The following is an 18,430-nucleotide window of genomic DNA, read 5'->3' as shown; positions in this document are numbered from 1 at the left end:
CCGCAGCGGTCACCCGGCAGATCGGGCGCAGGACACCACGGTCAGCGAGTCGGTGAGCCAGAACGACCGCTGCGGGGCTCCCCTACATCCTCACTGCGAGTCGGGGTGTGCGGGTGGGTGTGTCGCGCCCGGCTGCTACTGGGGCGAGGACGCGCCACCGGGGCGCGGACCGTTGCCCCGGTCGTCGGGTACCTGCGGGAACCCGCTCGGCGGGGTCGGCAGGGCGCTTCCGGCATCCGGGTCGGACGCCTGCGCCGTGGGCGGCTGCTCCTGCCGTTGCGGGACGGACGCCACACCGTTGCCTTCGAGCGCCGGCGGCGGCAGGTGCCGGGACACGCTCGACGGCCGCGGGCTCGGCGAGGGCGTGGAGGACGGTGAGGGCGTGTCCTGCACCGGCGCGCCGATCGGCGGCACCTCCTTGCGGGCCTGCGCCTCGGCGTCGGCGACGACCTTCGCGATCGCGGGATCGGTGGCCGTGTCGAACCAGTCCTTGATCGACTCATCGTCGTCCTGGGGCCGGGTCTGCCCGACGTGCTCCTCCACCGGCGAGGGCTCGAAGCGGAAGACACCGTCCTCGCCCGGCGCACCGAGCATCCGCGTGAAGCCCTCGAGGGCCTTGCCGAAGTCGCTGGGGACCATCCAGACCTTGTTGGCCTCGCCCTGCGCCATCTCCGGCAGGGTCTGCAGGTACTGGTAGGCCAGCAGCTCCGGTGTCGGCCGGCCGGCCTTGATCGCCGCGAAGACCTTCTCGATGGCCTTCGCCTCACCCTGCGCCTCGAGGTAGCGGGCCGCTCGCGCGCCCTGCGCGCGCAGGATGGACGACTGCCGCTCGGCCTCGGCGTCGAGGATGGCGGCCTGCTTGGCGCCCTCGGCGGTGAGGATCTGGCTCTGCTTCTGCCCCTCCGCGCTGCGGATCGCCGACTCCCGCTGACCCTCGGCGGTGAGGATCATGGCCCGCTTCTCGCGGTCGGCCTTCATCTGCCGCTCCATCGACTCCTGGATGGACTGCGGCGGGTCGATCGCCTTGATCTCCACCCGGCCCACGCGGATGCCCCAGCGGCCGGTGGCCTCGTCCAGCTCGCCGCGCAGCACCGTGTTGATCTGGTCGCGGGAGGTGAGCGTGCCCTCCAGGGTCATGCCCCCGACGACGTTGCGCAGGGTCGTCGTGGTGATCTGCTCGACGCCGGTGATGTAGTCGGAGATCTCGTAGATCGCCGACTTCGGGTCGGTCACCTGGAAGTAGACGACGGTGTCGATGTTGACGGTCAGGTTGTCCTGGGTGATCACCGGCTGGGGCGGGAACGACACGACCTGCTCGCGCAGGTCGATGCGCTCGCGCACCCGGTCGACGAACGGCACCAGGAACACCAGGCCCGGATCTGCGGTCCCCTTGAACCGCCCCAACCGCTCGATCACCGCGGCCGTGGCCTGCGGGATGATCTGCACCGCCTTCACCAGCGACACGACCACGAGCAGTACCAGCAGCACGACGATGACCAGCAGCACTGTGCCTTCGGTCATGGTTCCCCCTCCTTGTCCCCGACGACCGCTGTCATGCAGCGGCGCGGGGATGATGTCAGTCCTGTGCGACGACCACCGCGGTGGCACCGGAGATGCTCAGCACGGTGACCTGGGCGCCGGGCTCGATGGCCTCGTGCCCCTCGGTCGTGCGCGCCGACCACAGGTCTCCGCCGATCTTGACCCGGCCACCGTGCCCGTCCACCCGGGCCACGACCACCGCGGTGCTGCCCAGCAGCGCCTCGTGGTGCATGGCCCCGGAGTCGACGCCCCGGTCCAGCCGCTTTCGCAACGCCGGGCGCACCGCGAGCAGCAACAGCACCGACGCGACGGCGAACACGACGCCGCCGACGACCGGGCCGCCCACGAGCAGCGACACGCCTCCCGCCGCGAGCGCGCCCCCGCCGAGCATCAGCAGGACGAACTCGCCGGACAGCACCTCCGCCACGACCAGGACGACGCCGAGGATGAGCCAGATCACAGCGGCCGTCATGGTGCCTGATCCTTCCAGATCGACGTCGCTCGCCGATGGGGGTTCGATCAGGTCGTCACGAAATCGATGAGTTGTTCCACCGCTCCGATCAGCGGGGTCTCCAGATCGCGGTAGTCGCGCACGGCGCCGAGCACCCGGCGGGCGCCGTCGGCGGGCTCCCCCCAGCGCAGCGCCCGGCACACCCCGGTCTTCCAGTCGGTACCGCGCGGCACCTCGGGCCAGGCCCGGATGCCGACGACCGAGGGCTTCACGGCCTGCCAGACGTCGACATAGGGGTGTCCGGTGACCAGCACGTTCGGTCCGGCGACGGACGCGGCGGCGCGGGTCTCCTTCGACCCCTGGACCAGGTGGTCGACGAGCACGCCGAGCCGCCGCTGCGGTCCCGGCCCGAACTCCGCGACGGCCGCGGCGAGGTCGTCCATCCCGTGCATCGGCTCCACGACCACGCCCTCGACGCGCAGGTCGTGGCCCCACACCCGCTCGACGAGCTCCGCGTCGTGCAGGCCCTCCACCCAGATCCGGGCCGCGCGAGCCGTCCGCGCCGTGTGCCCCTGCACCCGCACCGAGCCCGACGCCGAGCGCGTGGGGGCGGCGGGCGCTCGCTTCGGGACGACGAGCGTGGCCGGCGCGCCCTCGACGAGGAACGCGGCCGGGCGCAGCGGGAAGACCCGCCTGCCGCCGTGGCGGTCCTCCAGCGTGACGCCGCGGACGTCGATCGCGACGACCGCCCCGCAGTAGCCGCTGGCGGGATCCTCCACCACGAGGCCGGGTTCGGCGGGCACCTCCGGGATCTGCTTGCGGCTGCGGACGCGGGTGCCGTCGGCGCCGAACGCCCCTCGGTAGTCGTGCGCACGGGTCACGGGCACCGTTCTACCGGCAGCGGGTCCCGGATCCGGTGCCCGACACGCGCCTTCCCGGGGCGGGTTCGCTACCCCCCGCGGCGGCGCGTCCCGCGCGACACGCCGGATCACCCGTCGTGAGCTGCGACGACTCAGCGTATTCGGCTTCACCCCCACGCGGCAGTGCCTCCGCACCCGGACGTGGTTAGCCTGGCTCGGTGCCCTGCCCCTCCGCCACCGCCACCGTGTGGGCCTCGGCCTGGTTGGTGGGCGCCGCTGCGCCCGACGACGTCCTGGACGCGCTCGCGCCCTGGGCCGACGCGCACGACGTCCAGGCCGCCGACGTGGACACCGCGCGCCGCACCGCCCTCCCGCCACCCGGCGAGCGGGGATCGTCGCTGACGTTCCTGCTCGCGGCGCTGCGCCGGGCAGCGGGCGGCCACGACGCCGTCGGTCCCGCCCGCCTGGTCCTGCCGGTTCCCGGCGACGTGCGCGGTCTGCCCGGTCCGGGGGCGTTCAGCCGGGCCGCCACCGAGGCGGGCGAGGGTGTGCTGTTCCCCGAGACGAGCCTGGGCGTGGGCCTGGGCATCGTGCCGGCCCCGGTGGCCGACGGTGTCCTGCGCTGGACGGTCCACTCGGTCGCCGAGCCCGGACCGCCCCCCGAGTTCGTGGCGCTGAGCCAGGCCGAGCGCGAGCTGCGCGACGAGGTGCGCCGCTCGGCCTCGGTCCTCACCTCACTGGGCGTGGCCCGCCACCGCCCGGGTGTCCGCGAGGAGATCGCCGCCGCGCTGCGGGCGCGGCCGGCGTCGCTGTGGCCCGACGGGATGCCGCCGCAGGCCTTGCGGGTGCTGCAGCACGCCGACGAGGTGGAGGCGATCCTCGCCGCCGCGTCCGTCGACGAGCCCGGTGGCGCGCTCTCCGCGTCGGCCGCCACGGCCCGCCGCGAGGCCCTGCGCCCCATCGAGACCGCCGTGCGGGTGGCCCGCCGCGCCGCCGTGGCCGAGGCCGTCCGGGTGCTGGCGAGCAGCCCGCTCGTCTGATCCCGGGCCAGACACCCCCGGCCCGCGACTCGCGCGCGCCCACAGCGCGATCCGCGCGTCCCAGGCCCCGACTCGCGCGTTTCACACCCCGACTCGCGGAGGTGAGGTGTGCACCCACCCCGCGAGTCGGGGCCTGGGCGCGTGTGTGTCGCGCAGCCTGCGCTCAGGCCGGCGCGCACCAGCGGGCGAGCAGCTCCTCGTACACCGTGACCGCCTGCTCCACGCGCGTGGCGAGGCAGTACTCGTCCACCACGTGGCACTGGTCGGGTTCGCCCGGGCCGAGCACCACGGTCGGGGCCGCGTCCCCGTCACCCAACAGGCCGGCCAGCACCGAGGCGTCGGTGAAGAACCGTGCCGGTGGCGCGACGTCGTCGGGTAGCCCACCGGCCTGCAGCGCCGCGCGGACCATCCCCACGAACGGGTCGTCGGCACCGGTGTCCAGCGGCGGCAGCACCACGTGGTCGGCCACCTCCACGCGCTCCCCGGCCAGCAGCCCCACCTGGGCCCGCAGCCGGGCGGGGTCCACTCCCGGGACGGTGCGGACGTCGAGCAGCAGCTCCGCAGCATCGGGCACGACGTTGGGTGCCACCCCGCCGCGCAGCACACCGACGTTCGCGGTGACCGGACCGAACCGGTCGTGCCGGGGCCAGCCGGCGTGGTCGTGCAGGGCGACCGCGGCCCGCGCCAGCCGGACGGCGGCGTTGTCCCCCAGCTCCGGCGCGGAGCCGTGGGCGGCCCGGCCGGTGGCGCGCAGCCGCATCCAGTGCGCGCCCTTGTGCCCGAGCACGAGTTCGTTGGCCGTCGGCTCGGCGACCACGAGCGGGCCGCCACGAGCGATCGCGTCCCGCTCCGGCGCATCGAGGCGGACGAGCCCGGTGCAGCCCGTCTCCTCCCCCGCCGTGAGCACCAGCTGCACGCCGCGGCAGCTGTGCGGGCGCGCGGCGTGCGCGACGGTGGCCGCGAGCGCCGCGGCCACGCCGGACTTCATGTCGCTGGCGCCGCGGCCCACCACCTTGTCGCCGTCGCGCGCGGCGGCCCACGGGTCCACCGACCAGTCATCGGGCGCGACGGGCACGGTGTCGAGGTGCCCGGTGAACGTCAGCGGAGGACCGTCACCGCCCGTGGTGCGCGCGACGAGCTGCTCGCGTCCCGGTTCCCACTCCAGCAGCCGGGTGGTGAGCCCGGCCCCCTCGGCCAGGGTGGCGCAGTGCCGCGCGGCGGCGCCCTCACCGCCGCCGACCGTGCGGAACCGGATCAGCTCGCCCAGCAGCTCGACGGCGGTGGTCACCGCAGCACCTGCCCCTTCGTCTCGGGCAGTGTGAGGATCACCAGGAACGCGAGCACGGCACCCCCGGCGACGTACCAGAAGAAGACCTGTGCCAGGCCCGCGCCGGACAGCGCCTGGATCACCAGCGGGGCCGTGCCGCCGAACGTCGCGACCGTGAGGTTGTACCAGGCGCCGATGCCGAGGCCGCGCAGCTCGGTGGGGAACAGCTCGCTCATGACCGCCGGGGCGATCGAGGTCATCGCCGTGTAAAGCCCGAGCCCCACGCAGAACACCACGAGCATGTTCCACAGCCCCGGCCCGATCAGGCTGGACAACGGCACGATCAGCACGGCCGTCGCCGCCGACCAGACCAGCAGCTGCGGCTTGCGGCCGAACCGGTCCGACAGCGCGCCCATCGGGTACTGGAGTGCCACGAACAGCGCCGTCGCGATCGACAGGGCGGTGAAGACCTGGCCGGCGTCTGCCCCGCGCGAGCTCACCGCGAACGGCGTGAGCGCGGAGAAGAAGGTGTAGTAGCAGAGGGTGGAGAGCAGCGTGAACGCGATGAGCTGGCCGACGGCCTTGGGGTGCTCGCGCAGCGTCATGAGCAGCGGGTGGCGCAGGGCCTGCGCCTTGACCTTGTTCTCCTCGAACTGGTCGGTCTCGGGCATCGCCCGGCGCAGCCACAGGCCCACGAGCCCGAGGACGCCGCCGAGGATGAACGGGATCCGCCAGCCGTAGGCGGCGAGGTCCTCGCGCGACATCACCGCGGTGAGCAGCGCCCCCAGCAGCGACGCGATCAGCACCGCCGAGCCGGTGGAGATGTAGAAGAACGACGAGTAGCGGCCACGCCGTTCCGCCGGGGCGATCTCGGCGAGGTAGGCCGAGGCGTTCGAGACCTCGCCCCCCAGCGACATCCCCTGCCCGATCCGGGCGAGCAGCAGCAGGATCGGGGCCAGCCAGCCCACCATCTCGAAGGTCGGCAGGATCCCGATGATGAACGACCCGCCCGCCATCAGCACGATCGTCAACAGCATCGCGGTGCGCCGGCCGTGCAGGTCGGCGAACCGGCCGAGCAGCCAGCCGCCGAGCGGGCGGAAGAAGAACGCCAGCGCGTACGTCGCCAGCGTGTTGATCAGTGCGAGCGCGGGATCCCCGGACGGGAAGATCTGCGTCGCGAAGAAGATGCTGAACGTCGCGTAGACCGTCCAGTCGTACCACTCGATGGCGTTGCCGACCGACGCCGCGAGCAGCGTGCGGACGGGCAGGCGGTGCGCGGGAGTCGCGCTGGTCGGAGAGGTGGCGCGGTCGGACACAGGAGACCCCCGGGACAGGGCAGCGACAGGCGGCGGTGACGGACGGTGAGGTGACATTAGGCCACCCGGGCCCAGGCGTCACCCTGATCCGCACCTCGACCTGCGTCAGCCCACGGCGAACCGGTCCACCAGCAACGCCACCCTCGGCCCGACGTCCTCAGGCGGCAGCCGTCCGGCACGGGTCAGGGTCGCCAGGCCGTGCAGGGACGCCCAGAACACCTCGGTGAACAGCGCCGGGTCGACGCCGTCCCCGGCGACTTCGCCCAGGCTCTCCAGCAACGCGGCGAAGGCGTCCTTCAGGGGCTCGGGGGTGTCGTCCTGCGCGAACGCCAGGCCGCCGTCGAGCTGGAACAGGGCGTCGTAGACCGCCGGGTTGCGGGCGGCGAAGTCGAGGTAGGTACGGGCGAGGGCGGCGACCCGCTCCCGCGGGCTGTTCGCGCTGGACGCCGCGGCCCGCACCGCCACGGCCATCTCGGCGGCACCCTCGAGGGCAACGGCCCCGACGATCTCGCGTTTGCCGCGGAAGTGGCTGTAGAGGACGGGCTGGCTGTATTCGATGCGCTGAGCGAGCAGGCGGGTGGTGACCGCGTCCCAACCCTGCTGCTCGGCGAGCTCACGGGCCGTCGCCACGATGAGGCGCTCGCGCTCCGCCCGTTCGCGCTGCTTGCGGTCCTGTACCGACATGAACCGATCCTAGCACCGCTAGCCGTACGAGCAGCGGCAGTGCTAGCGTTGCCTCGTCCGCTAGCAGTGCTAGATACAGAGGGTCGTCATGCTCAACGCACTCGAGGTCGTCACCACCGTGGTCGTCGGTGTGATGGTGGGGGTGGAGTTCTCCGTCGCCTTCGTCATCAACCCGATCCTCAACGCCCTCCCCGAGGACAGCGGCCAACTCGGCCACGCCCACGGGGGCCGCATGCTCGGCGCCGTGATGCCGGTCTGGTACCTCGCGTCGCTCGCCCTCGTCACCGTCTGGGCCATCGCCGGATGGCCCCAGGACGGCACCGGGCTCGTCGTCACCGCAGGCGCATTGCTGATCCTCAGCGTGATCATGTCGATCCTGCTGCTCGTCCCGATCAACAACCGGAGCAAGACATGGACCCCTGAGAACCGACCCGCCGACTGGAAGGAGCAGGTGAACCGCTGGAACCGCCTCCACCACGTCCGCGTCGCCGTCATCATCGCCGCCTTCGCCCTGCTGGTCGCCGCCCTCGCCTGAGCCCGCGGGCCGGGACCAGACCTACCGCGGGTCGCCCTCGCGAAGCCGGTGCCCGCGGTCGAGCGCCGCCACGACCAGCTCCCGCAGCTCGTCGGTGCCCCGCTCGCGCAGCGCGTCGACGTCGGCGCGGGCCTGGCGGGCGTCGGCGTGGGCGCGCTCGAGCTCGGCCCGCGCCCGTTCCAGCTCGGCGTCCGAGCGCCGGCACAGTGCCGCCGCGGCCTCGGCCCGCTCGCGGACGGTGGTGAGCTCCTGCTCGGCCCGCCGGCGCCCCTCGCGTTCCCCCTCGACCGCGCCGATCGCGTCCTCTGCGCGCCGGGCGGCGGCGTCACGAGCATCCGCCGCGGCGGCGAGCTCGGCCCGCACCGCGGACAGCTCCGCCCGCAGCTGCTCGGCCTCGCCCCGCCACTCCTGCGCGCGGTCCTGGGCCGCCCCGCGTTCGGCCTCGGCGCGCTCGGCCCGCAACGCCGCCTCCCGCCCGGCCCGCTCGGCCTCGCCTGCGCGGTGGACCGCCGCCTCGGCGCGCTCCTGCGCCGCACCACGCGCGTTCAACGCCTCCTCGGCCACCTGGCGGGCCGCCCCGAGCGCCTCGGTCGACTCCAGCGCCTGACGTGCGGCGGCCGCGGCCCGCTCCACCGCCTCCGCGCGGTCCTGGGCCGCCTGCCCGGCGCGCTCCTTCGCCTCCTTCGCCTCCCGCTGCGCCCGCTCCGCCGCCTGTTGCGCCTCCACGCGCGCAGCCTCGGCCTGCGCCGCCGTCCGGTTGGCGGCCTCCACGGCCGTGAGCGCGCTGCCCTCGACCTCGTCGAGCCGGGTCGCCACGGCGTCCAGGGATCCGGCGAGCTCGACCACCGGGCCGCGCACGGCCTCGACGTGCTCGCGCATCCGGTCCGCGTCGAGCCGGAACGTCGCGCGCCCCGAGTCGAGGCCGAGCGCGTCCAGCGCATCGCGCTCCCCGCGCGCCATCTGCGCACACGTCCGCCCGCCCTCCCAACGGGTGTCCCGGCAGAAGGAGCGCCGCCTGCCGCCCTGCGGGCCGGGAGGTGGCAACTCGGCCCGGCACTTGCTGTATCCGCAGCGTGCGGCCTCGTCGATCATGGTCGGAACGCTATCAGTTCGTAGTTTGCCAACCTTCTAACCGGTTCGGTGTTGCGTCAACTGATCCAGCTCCCAACGAAACGGGTGTTTCGTTGGTGCAGCCCGCTCGAAGTGGGGTCGGCGACTGGTACCCCCCGCTGGAGGGCGGTTCGACGCTCGGGAGGGCCCGCGCGCCGGGAGGTGTCACATCGGCACGGCTCGTGCCGTCCTCCGTACGAACGCCGCATCCCCCGAGACCCAGGAGCAGCGACATGCCCGGTCCACAGGTGACCCGCCGCCTACTCCCCCTGCAGAACAAGCTGCTCAACCCGCTGGTGGCGGGCCTGATCGCACGCGGGCTGGAGCCGCCCACCTACGCCGTGCTGGAGACCGTGGGGCGACGCACGGGCCGGGCGCGCCGGGTGCCTGTGGCCAACGGCCTGGACGGCGACACCTTCTGGCTGATCGCCGCCCTCGGTGAGCGGGCGGCGTTCGTGCGCAACCTGCGGGCCCACCCCCGGGTGCGGATCAAGGCCCGTCCGGCCCGGCTGCGCGACGGGCTGCGCAGCCGTTGGCGCACGGGCACCGCGCACCCCCTGCCCGGCGACGACGCCGCAGCCCGCCACCACGCCCTCGGTCGGGGCAGGCCCGGCTACCGCCTCGACGGCGTGCTGCTGCGGGCACTGGCCGAGGGCGAGATGCTCACCGTGCGCATCGACCTCGACCCGGCGGGCGCGAAGGGCGACACCACGACCACGTGATCACCACCCGGCGGCCTGGTTCGGCAGTCCCCCGTGCGTGCACCGGTAGAGCCATCAGCGCGGTACCCCGGCCGGACCCGCCGACCGCGTCGAGGAGCGTCGCCCGGCCGGCGCGGGCCGGTAGCGTCCTGCGGATGGAGCAGGATCCGCTCGCCGTGCTCGAGGCGGTCCGCCACCGCTCCCCCGCCGTACGCCCCCTCGTCCCGGACGAGTCGGTATGGCCGGGTGTCGCGGACCCGGAGACGTTGCGCGACCAGCTGCTCGACTGGCTCTCCCAGTACGCGAACGCGGGCACCCGCCGCACCTACGCCTACGCGCTCGGACTGCCGATCACGTGGATCGACCCGGCGGCGGCGCCCGAGCGTCCGGGCCCACCGGCGGCACCCCCCGGCCCGCTGCACGACCTGGCCTGGTTCCGCTTCTGCGCCCGCCGCGCGCTGGACCCCCGCGACGCGACCGCGGGGCACGTCAAGGCGTGGCTGCACGCGCTCGACGCGGCCGGTGCCCAGCGCCGGACCCGCCAGCGGATGCTCTCCACCCTCTCGGCCCTCTACGGGCACCTGGCCGAGACCGGTGCCGTGGCGGCGAACCCGGCGGCGCTGAACCGCGCGCGGTTGGGCCTGTCCTCCAGCGCCCGCGAGTCGTCACCGACGGTGCGGCTGACCGCCGAGCAGCTCAAGGCCCTGCTGCTGTCGGCCGCGCGCCTGCCGTACTCGCGCAGCCCGCGGCTCGCCCGGCTCTACGCCCTGCGCGCGGTGGCCGTCGTGGCGCTGCTGACGCTGGGGCTGCGCATCTCCGAGCTCGTCGGGCTCGACCGCGACGACCTCTACCGCACCGGCGGTGACGAGGTGGTCCGCGTGCTCGGCAAGGGCGGCCTGCACCGCGAGGTGTACCTCACCGACCTCGCGCGCGAGGCGCTCACGGCCTACCTGACCGAGCGCGACCGGCTCGGGGGCACGGCCGCGCCCGCCCGACGGGGCCGCACCCTCGCAGGCGGCAGCCCGATGATCTCCACCCGGGACGGCGGCCGCTGCTCCCGCGTGGACCTCTACACGCTCCTGCGTCGCATCGCCACCCACGCAGGCCCCGCCCTGGACGGGGTGGCCGACCGCGTGCACCCGCACGCCCTGCGCCACGCCTACGTCACGATCGCGCTCGAGCAGGACGCCCGGATCCAGCACGTCCAGGCCGACGTCGGCCACGCCACGATCGCCACCACCGAGCACTACGACCGCGGGCTGCGCAGCCGGGCGAGCACCGCCGCCGACCTGGTGGCCGCTGCGATCGCCGCAGCCCCCGACCCCGCTCCCTGACCGGGCGCGACACGACGCCCGCGAGCCCCCGACTCGCGGAGATTCGGGTACCTCCCCCGCGAGTCGGGGTCTCTCCCCGCGAGTCGGGGTGCGAGCGCACGTGTGTCGCGCTCGGGGCGGGCCCGGGACCAGAGCCGTCAGCCCGACGGCACCGCGGAGACGGGATCGAACCCCGCGAACGCGAGCCCGATGACGAAGCCGGCTGCCTCCTCGAGCTGCCGGGCCCTGCCCAGCGGCCCGAGCACCGCAGGGACACCGCCGACGTCGCGCACGAGCCGGCCGGTGACCCGCAACGCGTCGGCGTCGTCGCCGCACACCGCGACCGTCACGGGCGTGTCGCCGGCCTCGCGTGGCTGCGTCCACCGCTGCGCCGGGAAGAGGTGGAACGCCTTGACGACGTGCGCACCGGGCGCCAGCGCGGCGACCCGTTGCGCCGCCGAACCGTGCGGCTCGGTCAGCAGGACACCGACCCCGTGCTCGACGGCGTTGGTGGGGTCGATCAGCGGAGTCCCGTCGAGCGTGCCGTCCGGCGCGCCCGCGCTGCGCAGGGTGTCCTCGACGCCGGCCCACGCCACCGCGAGGAGCACGGCGTCCCGACCGTGCGCGATCTCCTGGGGCGGGAGGGCACGCGTCGCACCTCCCAGCCGGTCGGCGAGCGCCTGCGCCTTTCCCGGCGAGCGACCGCCGACCACCACCTCGTGGCCCGCGCGCACCCATCCCGTGCCCAGCGCCTCCGCCAAAGTCCCCGTGCCGAGGATCCCGATCCGCATCGTCCGTGCCTTCCTGCCGTTCCGGGCCGTCCGTTCGGTCGCGACGGTAGGCAGTCCGTTGCGCACCGATCGGTGCGCGACGGGGAGGCCATGATGGAGACCATGAGCGAGCACGACGGCCGGTGCGAGGAGCTGGTCGCCGACTGCCGGCTGCGCGCGGCTCTCGACCTCTTCGCCCACACCTGGGATCCCGTGGTTCTGGCCGCGCTGCGCTGGGAAGCGCGCCGACGCCGTGAGCTGCGCGAGGGCATCGGTGGCATGAGCGACAAGGTGCTGACCGAGTCCCTGCACCGGCTGCTCGCGCACGGCCTGATCAGCCGGCACGCCTACGCCGAGGCCCCGCCCCGCGTCGAGTACCGGCTGACCGAGCTCGGGCGGAGCCTGGTCGAGGGCCCGATGGTGGCACTCGGGCACTGGACCCTCGCGCACGGCGACGAGCTGCTCGCCGCGCAGGAACGTGCGGCCCCCGAGTTCTGAGCACACGCCCGTCACGCCGCTGCTACCCTGCGCCCGGGCCGTGACTGGCGCGCTGGGATGGATCAAACCATCGGGGAGCGGCCCGGTCGCCGTGACCTGTAGTGCCGTGCGCCTGGGCCATCCACCTCGCGCAGGAGGCCAGGCATGTCGTCCACAGGTGAGACCACCGCAGAATCGCTCGCCGTCACGGCCGGGCTCGACGCGGTGCGGGCCGTCGAACCGCGCATCGCGCAGGCGATCACCGATGAGCTGGCCGCCCAGCGCGGATCGCTCAAGCTGATCGCGAGCGAGAACTACGCCTCGCCCGCCACGTTGCTGGCCATGGGCAACTGGCTCAGCGACAAGTACGCCGAGGGCACCGTCGGGCGCCGCTTCTACGCCGGCTGCGAGCAGGTCGACACCGTCGAGTCGATCGCCGCGGAACACGCGCGCGAGCTGTTCGGCGCCCCGCACGCCTACGTCCAGCCGCACTCCGGCATCGACGCCAACCTCGTCGCCTTCTGGGCGGTGCTCGCGCAGCGCGTCGAGGCCCCGGCGCTGGCACGCGCGCAGGCCCGCCACGTCAACGACCTGGGCGACGCCGACTGGGCCGCGCTGCGCCACGAGCTCGGCGACCAGCGGATGCTGGGCATGTCGCTGGACGCGGGCGGGCACCTCACCCACGGGTTCCGCCCGAACATCTCCGGCAAGATGTTCGACCAGCGCAGCTACGGCACCGACCCCGAGACGGGTCTGCTCGACTACGCCGCCCTCCGCGCCGCCGCGCGCGAGTTCCGGCCGCTGATCATCGTGGGCGGCTACTCCGCCTACCCGCGCCGCGTCGACTTCGCGGCCATGCGCGAGATCGCCGACGAGGTGGGCGCCACCCTGCTCGTCGACATGGCGCACTTCGCCGGGCTCGTCGCCGGCGGGGTGCTGACCGGCGACTTCGACCCCGTGCCGCACGCGCACATCGTCACCACCACCACGCACAAGTCCCTGCGCGGCCCGCGTGGCGGGATGGTGCTCTGCCAGGACGAGCTCGCCGAGCACGTCGACCGCGGTTGCCCCATGGTGCTGGGCGGCCCGCTGCCCCACGTCATGGCGGCCAAGGCGGTCGCACTCGCCGAGGCCCGCACCCCCGACTTCCGCATCTACGCCCAGCGCATCGTCGACAACGCCGTCGCGCTGGCGGACGGGCTGCGCCGCCGCGGCGTCCGCCTCGTCACCGGCGGCACCGACAACCACCTCGTGCTGCTGGACGTCTCCGGCCACGGCCTCACCGGGCGGCAGGCGGAGGCGGCGCTGCTGGAGTCGGGCATCGTCACCAACCGCAACGCGATCCCGCGCGACCCGAACGGCGCCTGGTACACCTCCGGGATCCGGATCGGCACCCCCGCGCTGACCACCCGCGGCCTCGGGACCGACGAGATGGACCGCATCGCCGGGCTGATCGCCACCGTGCTCACCAGCACGCAGCCGGGCACGTCGAAGGCCCGCTACGACCTCGACCCTGCCGTCGCGGCCACCGTCGCCGGTGACGCGGCCGAACTGCTGGCCCCGCACCCCCTCTACCCGGGGATCGCCTGACCGAGTCGCGTCGGGCGGGGTGGACGAGACCGCGGTGCGGCGTCCGCTGTCATCGGTGACGGCGGGCGGAGCCACCGGCGAGGAGGCCGTGCTCGTAGGCGTACCCGACGACGTGCACCCGGGTGCGCAGGCCGAGTTTGGCCAGCAGCCGATTGACGTGGGTCTTCACCGTCCCCTCCTCGATCCAGAGATCCCGGGCGATCTCGGCGTTGCTCAGCCCCTCGGCGACCAGGAGCAACACCTCGTGCTCCCGGGCAGTCAGCCGCCGGAGCTCCTGGCCGGCGGGCCGCGGGCTGAGCGCGGCGAAGCGGGCGACGAGTCGCGGGGTGACCGTCGGGTCGATCAGTCCGTGCCCGTCCGCCGCCGCTCGCACCGCGTCGAGTACGCGCTGCGGCGGGCTGTCCTTCAGCAGGAACCCGACCGCACCCGCCGCCAGTGCGCCGAACAGGTACTCGTCGAGATCGAACGTCGTGAGTGCGATCACGGCGGTACCCCGCAGTTCCCGGATCGCCGCGATCCCGTCCATCCGGGGCATCCGGATGTCCATCAGGACGACATCCGGGCCCGTCTCCTGTGCCGCCACGATGGCGGCGGCGCCGTCGCCGACATCGCCGACGACGTCGATGTCCGGCTCGGAACCGAGTACGAGGCACAGGGCGGACCGGACGGCCTGCTGGTCGTCCACGACGAGCACCCGGATGGTCATCGGACCGGCAGGTGGGCGTGGACGCGCCAGCCGGCGGGCTGTCGTCCGCTGATCTGCAGGGTGCCGCCGAGCCGGCGCGCGCGCTCGCGCATACCGCGGATCCCCGCGCCCTCCGTGTGCGCGGACGGGCCGGGACCGGTGCCGTCGTCCTCGACGAGGATCGTGATCGCGTCCCGGTCATGCACGATCCGCACGTCGACGGCGCTGGCGCCGGCATGCCGCACCGCATTCGTCAGCGCCTCCTGCAGCAGCAGGTGTCCCGCGACGCCGAGCGGCGCGTCCGGTCCCGCCGAGATCACCGTGATCGGGCACGCCGGCGTGCTGAGCCGTTCGGCGAGGGCACGCACGTCGTGCGCGGCGGGCTCACGCAGCGCGGCGAGCACGTCTCGGACGTCCGTGATCGCCGCAGCCGCCACCTCGTCGATTGTCTCGAGGGCCCGGCCTGCGACCGGGGGCATCGCCTCCGGCCGCACGACGTGGCGGGCTGCGGCGGCCTGCATCCGGATCGCGGTGAGGTGGTGCCCCACCGCGTCGTGCACGTCGCGGGCGACGGCGGCGCGATCCTCGGCCACCGTGTGCGCGGCCTCCGCACGGTGCAGCCGCACGGTCTGCTCCGCGTGGAGCCGACCGGTGCGCAATGCGACCCCCACCGCCACCGGCGCGACTCCGACGACGAGGATCTCCGCGAACGCGGCGACCGTGGTGGGCGCTACCGCGCCCAGTGATGTGGCGACGAACCATCCGACCGAGGCTGCGAGGACCAGTGCCGGGCGCGCCCCCTGGTAGGCCGCCGCACAGAACGCGACCATCACCACGAGCCGGCCCGACCACTCCGGCACGCCCAGCCCGGCGAGGCTGACCACCGCTGCAGCCAACGCACTCAGCAGCGGGAGCCGTCTGCGGAGTACGAGCGGAGCCGCCACGCCCACACTCAGCAGCGCGAGCGCGGCGGCCGGCGCGGCCGCCCCCTCGAGTACCGCGGCCCCGTAGAGGCCTACGGCCGCCGCGGCAGCGAGCACGCCGTCCCGGGCGGTCCGCGACAGGCGGCGCCATGCGTCCATGAGTCGTTCCTACCGGATCGTCAGGACGGGCAGCGCGTCTCGGGCGCCGGCAGCTGCCCCGAGACCAGGTAGTGGTCGACGATCCGGCGGACGCACTCGTCGCCGCCCAGATAGCGCGAGTGCCCGCCTGCGGACGCGAGGTACCGGCCGCCGAGCTGGTCGGCCACCCGCCGGCCCCACTCCGGTGGAGTGGCGGAATCGCTGTCGCCACCGGCGACGAGGATCGGCGGCAATTCCTTCGCCGTGATCGGGTGTGACGGGTAGGTCCCACCGCCCAACCCGGCGCACCGCCCGTGCGTTCCGAATGCCTCGATCCAGCCGATCCGCGGCGCCGTGGTCCGCAGCCGCTCGGTGACGGCGACCAGCTGCGCGTGGTCCACCGCCGGGAGATCGGCGCAGGTGGCGAGGCCCAGGAGGTACCTGCCCGGAACTGCGGCCTGCAGTCCCGCGGGTGGTGCCGGTGGTGCGAGGCCGCCAGGGTCGCCCGTGGCGAGTGCGGTGGCCAGCTGCGGCCAGCGCTGCGGCCTGCGGACCGCGAGCGATGTGCCGTTGATCAGTGATTCGCGCCCCGGCCCGGCCGCTGCCTCGTCCCACACGGTCAGCGCGTCCCGGCCGTGCAGGGCGCAGGCCGGCTCGCGCGCGCACCAGTCCGCGAACTCGTGCAGGTTCCGTTCCAGCGCCACCGCCTTCGGTTCGAGCAATGCGTACAGGTCGCCCGTGGTGTGGTCGATGACGCTGTCCAGGTACATGCGCCCGATGCGGTCGCCGAACAGCTCTGCATAGGCCTGGCCGTAGACGGTGCCGTAGGAGTTGCCGAAATAGTTCAGCGTGGGCTCGCCCAGTGCCTCACGGATCGCGTCCATGTCGTGGGCCACCTGCCAGGAGTCGATCCGGCCCTGCAGCGGCCCCAGCGCGTCGGCGCAGTCGTCGGCGAAGCGGCGCTGTGCCGCGGCGTGCTCGTCGTAGCGCTCCCGGTCCGGCTCGGCCCAGACCGGCAGCGCGGGCGAGGCACTCGGACAGGAGACGCCGCTGCTCTCCCCCATCCCACGAGGGTCGAACACGACCACGTCGAACCACCGGTTCAGCTCGCCGATCTGCGGCGCCAGCCGCGGCAATGCGAAGAGCACCGGGTTCGGCCCGCCGGGACCGAGCAGGAGCGTCCCGACCCGGTTCGCCGGCTCACGGGCCGGGAACCGGCCGAGGCCGATCGTGATCGTCTCGGGTTCGTCGGGGGCGTTCCAGTCGACCGGCACGGTGATCTGCGCGCATTGCAGGCCGTCGTGGCAGTCCTGCCACGCCATCGGCCCGGCCGCCGGATCTCCGCAGGCCACGGTCGCGCCGAGAGCCGCCAGCAGCGCGACGGCGCCCGCGACGGCTCGTCGCTTCGTCGTGATCGTCACGGTGACGAGCCTGCCCGCGGCCGCCCGCGCGCTCGTCCACCCTGAGATAGATCTTCACCGACGGGCGGGGCCGGCGGGTCAGCGGGCGAACTTCGCGACGGCGGCCGGGGTGACGGGGGTGAAGAAGTTGACGAGGTTGCCGTCGGGGTCGCGGAACAGGAGCGCGCGATTGCCCCAGGGCATCGTGGTGGGCTCGGTGACGAAGTCCTGCACGAGGTCGGTCAGGTTCTGGTGCACGCCGTCCACGTCGTCGACGAGGAACTCGATGATGACGCTGCGGTTGTCGGCCGGCTGGGCGGAACCGGATCCGAACAACGCGACGGTGCGGGTGCCGGCGATCGCGAGGGTGGCCGAGGCGGTCCTGAGCTCGGCGAAATCGTCGTTGGCCCAGGTCGCCCGCACTCCGGTCGCGCGCTCGTAGAACGCGACGAGGCGGGCGACGTCGCCGGTGATGATGCGGATCGAGACGAAGTTCATCGGTGCTCCTGGTCGTCGGTGCTGCTGACCGCACGCTACGACGAATACCGGGCAGAACCTGCCCGGTATTGGGGGATACTGCGGGGATGGCCCGACCCACCGCCCGCGTGCTCATCCTGCTGGAGCTCCTGCAGTCGGGAGGCATCCGGACCGTGGCCGAACTCGCAGGCCGGCTCGACGTGGACGAACGCACGGTGCGGCGCTACGTCGGCCACCTCATCGACCTCGACGTGCCCGTCGAGTCGGTGCGCGGCCGCTACGGCGGCTACCGGCTCGCCCCCGGATACCGCATGCCCCCGCTCATGCTGAGCGACGACGAAGCGCTCGCCGTGCTGCTCGGCCTGGTCGCAGGACGCCGAGCCGGCCTGGCGACGGCCACGGGTACGGCGAGCGAGACGGCGGCGGCGAAGATCCGCCGGGTGCTGCCCGAGCGGCTCGGCCACCGGCTCGACGCCGTGCTCGACTCCATCGCCTTCACCGCGCCGGCCGGAGAGCCGGCCGCCCCGGAGTCCGCCGTCCTGCTCCCGCTCGCCGACGCGGTGCGCCACCACCGGCCGGTCTCGATCCGCTACACCGACGCCGGCGGCCGGCCCAGCCGACGCACGCTGCACCCCTACGGGCTCGTCGCCCACTCGGGCCGGTGGTACGTGACGGGTGCCGATCCCGCGATCGGCGAAGACCGGATGTTCCGGCTGGACCGCATCGCCAGTGCGAGGACCCAGCCCGGCTCCTTCGAGCCGCCCGCCGGGATCGACCCGGCGCAGCGCGTGCTCACGGGGCTCGCCACCGCTCCGTACCGGCACGAGGTGACCCTGCGGGTCCAGGGGAGCGTCGAGCAGATCCGCACCCGGCTCCCCGCCGGTATCGCGCTGGTGGAGGAGCCGGCGTCAGCAGCCGACGTGGATGCGGACCCCAGGCACTGGGCCCGCGTCGAGCTGCGGGCGGAACGGCTCGACTGGCTGCCCGGCGTGCTCGCATCGTTGGACCTGCCGTTCGTCATCGAGCGACCGGACGAGCTCCGTGACCTCGTCGCGGCACTCGCCGAGCGGCTCACGCATTCGGCTCGGCGACGCCCGCCCGCGTAGTGGCCGCCACAGCCGCGGCGATCACGGCCCCGCCGCCCGGCGGGTTCG

The 18,430-nt window shown here is 74.1% G+C and carries 19 protein-coding genes and 1 riboswitch; of the genes, 7 read left to right on the top strand and 12 right to left on the bottom strand.

The window, feature by feature from the left end; translation table 11 throughout:
* Positions 1–135: 135 nt before the first annotated feature.
* From CFP66_RS32115 to CFP66_RS32105, 3 genes are read right to left on the bottom strand one after another with little or no spacing between them, the layout of a single operon-like run.
* Positions 136–1,521 (bottom strand): SPFH domain-containing protein, encoded by a 1,386-nt coding sequence (locus CFP66_RS32115; protein ID WP_094928973.1) that lies wholly within the window; start codon positions 1,519–1,521, stop codon positions 136–138.
* 55 nt (positions 1,522–1,576) lie between these two features.
* Positions 1,577–2,011 (bottom strand): NfeD family protein, encoded by a 435-nt coding sequence (locus CFP66_RS32110; protein WP_094928972.1) that lies wholly within the window; start codon positions 2,009–2,011, stop codon positions 1,577–1,579.
* 47 nt (positions 2,012–2,058) lie between these two features.
* On the bottom strand, positions 2,059–2,871 hold the full coding sequence (locus tag CFP66_RS32105) for a DUF3097 domain-containing protein (protein WP_094928971.1): 813 nt from the start codon (positions 2,869–2,871) through the stop codon (positions 2,059–2,061).
* A gap of 197 nt (positions 2,872–3,068) precedes the next feature.
* Between CFP66_RS32105 and CFP66_RS32100 the strand changes: the two genes are divergently transcribed.
* Positions 3,069–3,890, top strand: a complete 822-nt coding sequence (locus tag CFP66_RS32100) for a hypothetical protein (RefSeq protein WP_094928970.1) — start codon at positions 3,069–3,071, stop codon at positions 3,888–3,890.
* A 163-nt stretch (positions 3,891–4,053) separates the two neighbouring features.
* On the opposite strand, the gene CFP66_RS32095 is transcribed toward CFP66_RS32100, so the two are convergent.
* The 3 genes from CFP66_RS32095 to CFP66_RS32085 all read right to left on the bottom strand — a co-directional run bounded on the left by CFP66_RS32095 (position 4,054) and on the right by CFP66_RS32085 (position 7,157).
* Positions 4,054–5,178, bottom strand: a complete 1,125-nt coding sequence (locus CFP66_RS32095) for a M20 family metallopeptidase (RefSeq protein WP_094928969.1) — start codon at positions 5,176–5,178, stop codon at positions 4,054–4,056.
* Positions 5,175–6,473 carry an MFS transporter gene (locus CFP66_RS32090; RefSeq protein WP_233159888.1) on the bottom strand — a complete coding sequence of 433 codons (1,299 nt, stop codon included), beginning with the start codon at positions 6,471–6,473 and terminating at the stop codon, positions 5,175–5,177. The genes CFP66_RS32095 and CFP66_RS32090 overlap by 4 nt, the downstream gene beginning before the upstream one ends.
* Before the next feature lie 105 nt (positions 6,474–6,578).
* Complete coding sequence (locus CFP66_RS32085; protein WP_094928967.1) at positions 6,579–7,157, bottom strand: TetR/AcrR family transcriptional regulator; 579 nt, start codon at positions 7,155–7,157, stop codon at positions 6,579–6,581.
* A gap of 88 nt (positions 7,158–7,245) precedes the next feature.
* On the opposite strand from CFP66_RS32085, the gene CFP66_RS32080 reads away from it, so the two are divergent.
* On the top strand, positions 7,246–7,692 hold the full coding sequence (locus CFP66_RS32080; RefSeq protein ID WP_094928966.1) for a DUF1772 domain-containing protein: 447 nt from the start codon (positions 7,246–7,248) through the stop codon (positions 7,690–7,692).
* A gap of 21 nt (positions 7,693–7,713) precedes the next feature.
* Here the strand turns inward: CFP66_RS32080 and CFP66_RS47420 are convergent, their stop codons facing one another.
* Positions 7,714–8,784 (bottom strand): response regulator receiver protein, encoded by a 1,071-nt coding sequence (locus CFP66_RS47420; RefSeq protein WP_143517433.1) that lies wholly within the window; start codon positions 8,782–8,784, stop codon positions 7,714–7,716.
* 251 nt (positions 8,785–9,035) lie between these two features.
* On the opposite strand from CFP66_RS47420, the gene CFP66_RS32065 reads away from it, so the two are divergent.
* Both CFP66_RS32065 and CFP66_RS32060 read left to right on the top strand, forming a co-directional pair.
* Entirely contained in the window at positions 9,036–9,524 is a 489-nt protein-coding gene (locus CFP66_RS32065) for a nitroreductase/quinone reductase family protein (RefSeq protein WP_094928963.1), read from the top strand.
* Positions 9,525–9,658: 134 nt separating this feature from the next.
* Complete coding sequence (locus CFP66_RS32060) at positions 9,659–10,837, top strand: tyrosine-type recombinase/integrase (RefSeq protein ID WP_094928962.1); 1,179 nt, start codon at positions 9,659–9,661, stop codon at positions 10,835–10,837.
* Between the two features lie 137 nt (positions 10,838–10,974).
* On the opposite strand, the gene CFP66_RS32055 is transcribed toward CFP66_RS32060, so the two are convergent.
* Complete coding sequence (locus CFP66_RS32055; RefSeq protein ID WP_094928961.1) at positions 10,975–11,607, bottom strand: NADPH-dependent F420 reductase; 633 nt, start codon at positions 11,605–11,607, stop codon at positions 10,975–10,977.
* A gap of 102 nt (positions 11,608–11,709) precedes the next feature.
* On the opposite strand from CFP66_RS32055, the gene CFP66_RS32050 reads away from it, so the two are divergent.
* Complete coding sequence (locus CFP66_RS32050) at positions 11,710–12,084, top strand: helix-turn-helix domain-containing protein (RefSeq protein WP_198961793.1); 375 nt, start codon at positions 11,710–11,712, stop codon at positions 12,082–12,084.
* A 30-nt stretch (positions 12,085–12,114) separates the two neighbouring features.
* Positions 12,115–12,209, top strand: a riboswitch (ZMP/ZTP riboswitch).
* A 19-nt stretch (positions 12,210–12,228) separates the two neighbouring features.
* Positions 12,229–13,653 (top strand): glycine hydroxymethyltransferase, encoded by a 1,425-nt coding sequence (locus tag CFP66_RS32045; protein WP_094928959.1) that lies wholly within the window; start codon positions 12,229–12,231, stop codon positions 13,651–13,653.
* A 49-nt stretch (positions 13,654–13,702) separates the two neighbouring features.
* Here CFP66_RS32045 and CFP66_RS32040 read toward each other — a convergent pair whose 3' ends face one another.
* From CFP66_RS32040 to CFP66_RS32025, 4 genes are all read right to left on the bottom strand, one after another.
* Positions 13,703–14,359, bottom strand: coding sequence for a response regulator transcription factor (locus tag CFP66_RS32040; RefSeq protein WP_094928958.1), 657 nt, complete (start codon positions 14,357–14,359; stop codon positions 13,703–13,705).
* Positions 14,356–15,420: a sensor histidine kinase gene (locus CFP66_RS32035; RefSeq protein WP_094928957.1), complete on the bottom strand. Its 1,065-nt coding sequence runs from the start codon at positions 15,418–15,420 to the stop codon at positions 14,356–14,358. The genes CFP66_RS32040 and CFP66_RS32035 overlap by 4 nt, the downstream gene beginning before the upstream one ends.
* A gap of 20 nt (positions 15,421–15,440) precedes the next feature.
* The gene (locus tag CFP66_RS32030) at positions 15,441–16,820 is read right to left on the bottom strand and encodes an alpha/beta hydrolase (protein ID WP_094928956.1); all 1,380 of its coding nucleotides are present in this window, start codon (positions 16,818–16,820) and stop codon (positions 15,441–15,443) included.
* 78 nt (positions 16,821–16,898) lie between these two features.
* Positions 16,899–17,297 carry a VOC family protein gene (locus CFP66_RS32025; RefSeq protein WP_094928955.1) on the bottom strand — a complete coding sequence of 133 codons (399 nt, stop codon included), beginning with the start codon at positions 17,295–17,297 and terminating at the stop codon, positions 16,899–16,901.
* Positions 17,298–17,383: 86 nt separating this feature from the next.
* Between CFP66_RS32025 and CFP66_RS32020 the strand changes: the two genes are divergently transcribed.
* The gene (locus CFP66_RS32020) at positions 17,384–18,382 is read left to right on the top strand and encodes a YafY family protein (protein WP_094928954.1); all 999 of its coding nucleotides are present in this window, start codon (positions 17,384–17,386) and stop codon (positions 18,380–18,382) included.
* Positions 18,383–18,430 lie beyond the last annotated feature (48 nt).

This window comes from Pseudonocardia sp. MH-G8, assembly GCF_002262885.1.
Classification (GTDB): Bacteria; Actinomycetota; Actinomycetes; order Mycobacteriales; family Pseudonocardiaceae; genus Pseudonocardia.
This window is presented reverse-complemented; position numbering and strand designations above follow the sequence as displayed.

Excerpts from the sequence above, each read along its gene's own strand:
- CFP66_RS32080 (WP_094928966.1), top strand. The coding sequence starts at position 7,246 with ATGCTCAACGCACTCGAGGTCGTCACCACCGTGGTCGTCGGTGTGATG.
- CFP66_RS32040 (WP_094928958.1), bottom strand. The coding sequence starts at position 14,359 with ATGACCATCCGGGTGCTCGTCGTGGACGACCAGCAGGCCGTCCGGTCC.
- CFP66_RS47420 (WP_143517433.1), bottom strand. The coding sequence starts at position 8,784 with ATGATCGACGAGGCCGCACGCTGCGGATACAGCAAGTGCCGGGCCGAG.
- CFP66_RS32055 (WP_094928961.1), bottom strand. The coding sequence starts at position 11,607 with ATGCGGATCGGGATCCTCGGCACGGGGACTTTGGCGGAGGCGCTGGGC.
- CFP66_RS32060 (WP_094928962.1), top strand. The coding sequence starts at position 9,659 with ATGGAGCAGGATCCGCTCGCCGTGCTCGAGGCGGTCCGCCACCGCTCC.
- CFP66_RS32035 (WP_094928957.1), bottom strand. The coding sequence starts at position 15,420 with ATGGACGCATGGCGCCGCCTGTCGCGGACCGCCCGGGACGGCGTGCTC.
- CFP66_RS32045 (WP_094928959.1), top strand. The coding sequence starts at position 12,229 with ATGTCGTCCACAGGTGAGACCACCGCAGAATCGCTCGCCGTCACGGCC.
- CFP66_RS32085 (WP_094928967.1), bottom strand. The coding sequence starts at position 7,157 with ATGTCGGTACAGGACCGCAAGCAGCGCGAACGGGCGGAGCGCGAGCGC.
- CFP66_RS32115 (WP_094928973.1), bottom strand. The coding sequence starts at position 1,521 with ATGACCGAAGGCACAGTGCTGCTGGTCATCGTCGTGCTGCTGGTACTG.
- CFP66_RS32065 (WP_094928963.1), top strand. The coding sequence starts at position 9,036 with ATGCCCGGTCCACAGGTGACCCGCCGCCTACTCCCCCTGCAGAACAAG.
- CFP66_RS32025 (WP_094928955.1), bottom strand. The coding sequence starts at position 17,297 with ATGAACTTCGTCTCGATCCGCATCATCACCGGCGACGTCGCCCGCCTC.
- CFP66_RS32020 (WP_094928954.1), top strand. The coding sequence starts at position 17,384 with ATGGCCCGACCCACCGCCCGCGTGCTCATCCTGCTGGAGCTCCTGCAG.
- CFP66_RS32050 (WP_198961793.1), top strand. The coding sequence starts at position 11,710 with ATGAGCGAGCACGACGGCCGGTGCGAGGAGCTGGTCGCCGACTGCCGG.
- CFP66_RS32110 (WP_094928972.1), bottom strand. The coding sequence starts at position 2,011 with ATGACGGCCGCTGTGATCTGGCTCATCCTCGGCGTCGTCCTGGTCGTG.